At 61.6% G+C, this 3,265-nt stretch carries 3 protein-coding genes; all 3 read right to left on the bottom strand.

Features of this window, described 5'->3' with window-relative positions; all coding sequences use genetic code 11:
- A partial coding sequence (locus AYR66_RS03475; protein WP_337366708.1) for a cytochrome c3 family protein occupies positions 1-292 on the bottom strand: 292 nt, incomplete at its 3' end.
- Positions 293-328: 36 nt separating this feature from the next.
- Positions 329-2,362, bottom strand: coding sequence for a hypothetical protein (locus AYR66_RS03470; RefSeq protein ID WP_141104017.1), 2,034 nt, complete (start codon positions 2,360-2,362; stop codon positions 329-331).
- A gap of 56 nt (positions 2,363-2,418) precedes the next feature.
- Positions 2,419-3,265: peptidylprolyl isomerase (locus AYR66_RS03465; RefSeq protein ID WP_206047042.1), on the bottom strand; the 847-nt coding region annotated here is incomplete at its 5' end.

Here is a 3,265-nt window from a genome sequence, read left to right as displayed (position 1 = left end):
GGCAGGCGCCGCAGTACTGGCCGTCGATGATCTTCACCATGTTGATGTCGTTGCCGCCGGCCTTGAACTTGAAGCCGAGGTCAGCGTGGCACACCTTGCAGCGGAAGCGGATACGGTGGAACCAGTGCGGGAACACCGCCGGTCGCATGCCCGCGCCATCCGAATAGTTGTTGATGACGACGTCGCCGTACTCCGCGCGCGCGTTACGCATGTCGGCCAGGCCGGCCGCCAGGACTAGTACCAGCAGCAGGATCGTCCTGAAGACCCGGCTGAACTCCATTGCTCTTAACATTAATGACTCCCTACTTTTTAAACAACGACACAAAAATCAGTAACCGAAGGTGCGTGTCACCGTGAACATGATCGACTTGTTCAGCTTCGCTTCTCCTTCCGACAATTCAAATCCATCCGGCGTGCGCCGGACAACCGGCATCACGCTGCGCGAGATGAGCGCATTGGCGCGCAGGACAAGGCGGCCAATCGTGTAATCGAGGCGTGTATCCCACGCCGACGTTTCGTAATCCGAGGGGCCGCCCAGCATCGGCAGCAAGGCATTGCTCGACATGCGTACACTCGTGCTGAAGCCGAGGCGGCGGATCCCGAACAGGCGTGAATGCCGGTAGGTCACGCTGCCGTTGGACGACAGCTTGATGTCGTTCTGGTCCGCGGTCGTCGATGCGAGTTTGATCTGGACGTTGCCCAGGTCCTGCTTGACGGCCTGCATCGACAGGCTGCCGCTCCACGAACTGTCCCCGCCGGTCTGGAGATTCCCGGTGAACTGCAGCGTCAGCATCTGGAACACTTCCGTCGCTCCCATGAGCGAGCGGGAATCGCTGTAACCCGCGTGCACCATCGTATTGGATGCGCCTTCGCTCGAGGTCCAGGAAACGCCGGCATTGTGCGTCAGGCGGCGGCTGCCATTGGGTGTCAGGATGGTAGCGAGGTCCGGCGCCTTTTCCTGGTCGTTGCGGCGACGGCTCTGGATGGCGGCCGCCAGCGCCTGGGTGGCGGAGAAATTAATGCGATCGCCGCTTTCCAGCTCCCAGTTGCGATAGAGGGAATGGCTCAGCTGCAGCGACAGTTCGCCGGTTGCGTCGCCGCTCGTCTCGGTGGCATGGCTGGCGCCGCCCGATGCCGACCAGCGATAAATATAGTCGCCGAGCTCTGTCCCTTCCGGCGAATGCGTGATCGATACCGTTTCACTGGTCGTATTACGCCGCTCCCCGTTCGACGTCGACGCGTTCAGATTCACCGCGCCGTACGCATACGTCTCCGTCGACAACGTGTAAGTCATCCCCAGGCTGAGATTTGTCGTCTGCAGCTTGCGATTGGCCGACTCCCTGGTCACAAACGGATCATTCAGTTCGGAGGTCAGGCCGAGTGCTCGAACGGCAGCGTTGATGGTGTACGGTACTTCTTCCGGGCGATAGGTAACCATCGAGCTGATCTGCGTCAGCCGGACATCGCTTGTGGCCCCGTCGAGACGGAAGCCGGAGGTATTGATATTGGCAGTGGTGTCGACCGTGTAATACTCGTCCTCCGGCGCGTAATTGTGCGACGCGGAGACATTGAGCTGGCGCGAGCGGCTGTCAATGCCTTGCTGCGTCACGACATTGGTCCCGATCGACGCGCCCATCGTTTGCTCGGGCAGGCGGTGTGCCATGGTCAGCAGCAGCGAATCCATGCGCGATCCGCCGAAATCCATGCTCGAGCTTTGCGTGCTGCGGTTCCAGTCAAGGGACCCGCTGGCGCCGCTTTCATGCGTATAGCTCTGTGTGAAACCGAAACGGTTGTTCACGGTCGCGCCGGCCATCGGCGAAAAATCGGCGGTGGTACGGCTGTAGGTGCGGTCGAAATAGGCCTCGAACGGGAAACGGCTGCGGTACATGAGCGACAGCCGCCCGTTTCCGCTGAACAGGATATTGCGGGTGGAAGTCGAGGAACCAGGCATGTCGCCGCCGCTGGCGAAGCTGTTCTGGCCAAGGTGCAGCCGCATGTCACCGAAAAATTTGCCGAACCAGGGTTCCCAGATATAGCTGCTGAAACGCGAGCCGATGACGCTGGTCAAACCCTGGCTGGTGGTATTGAAATCGGGGCCGGTGTTACGGAACCATTCATAGCCGACGCTGCCATACAGGGAGTAGCGGGGAGCAATGATGCCCGCCCTCGTCCACCAGGATACGTCTTCGTCACTTTCAGCGGTCTGGCCGTTGGCAGGTGCAGTTGACGCGGGACGAGGCTCGATCTGCGTGGACGAGCCCACGGTAGCAGGCGGCAGCGCGGTGAATGCGCTGCGCGGAATGAGTAAAGCGGAGAGCGCCATGCAGAGCAAGGGCGAGATTCCGGCACGCTTTACTGGCATTGCTGCCACAGGACTCCTCACTTCCAACCTTGTTCACCCGGAAAACCAGGCCGGCCTTATTTCGGCGCGGCCGCCTCTCCGGCACCCTCTGCCACCATCGGCAGGAACCGCGACTCATCGATTTGCACTGGCGAAGCCTTGCGCAGATCGGCAATCAGGCTCTTCCACGCCGCGTTGCCGTTGTCACGCTTGAGCAGGTCGCGGGCGCGCTGTTCGACGCGCTCCAGCGGATGCTTCTTCGGCTCGATACGTTCGGTCAGCTTCAACAGGCCGACACCCTCCAGCAGGCGCACGACTTCGGAAACGTCGCCGACTTTCATGGTTCCGAGCAGGTCGTTGACCGCTTCGGGCAGCATGCCCTTGTGCAGGTAACCCATGTCTCCGCCTTGGGCGGCAGACGGCGCCTTGGAGTGGGTCTTCGCCGTTTCGGCGAAATCGGCACCGTCGCGGATCAGCTTCAGCACGTTGCTGACCGACTCGGCAGCCTTGTCCCAATCCTCCTGCATGGCGTTCGGGGCAACCGGCGCCAGGATGACGGACACGCGCAGGCGTTCGGGCTCGGTGAATTTCTCGAGATTGGTTTCGTAGTAGCGCTTGACGGCGTCCGCATCCGGATCCGGTACGGCGCGCGTCGTCTTTTCCAGCTGCGCGACGATACTGTCCTCTTCCAGCTTGGCAGTCAGGCCAGGCAGGATGGTGGCCTTGTTCTTCTTCCAGTGTTCGCTGTTGCCGTAACGCTGCTCGTAGCCATCGAGCGTCTTCTTGATCTCGGCGGCGTCGGGCTGGATGCCACGGCGCTGCGCTTCGCGCAGCAGCAGCACGCGGTTGACGAGGTCGTCGCCCACGGTCCGCTGCAAGGCGGCCACATCCTTTTCCGGCGCGCGGCCGTGGTAGAACTTCGAG

Source organism: Noviherbaspirillum denitrificans (assembly GCF_002211445.1).
Lineage (GTDB): Bacteria > Pseudomonadota > Gammaproteobacteria > Burkholderiales > Burkholderiaceae_D > Noviherbaspirillum > Noviherbaspirillum denitrificans.
This window is presented reverse-complemented; position numbering and strand designations above follow the sequence as displayed.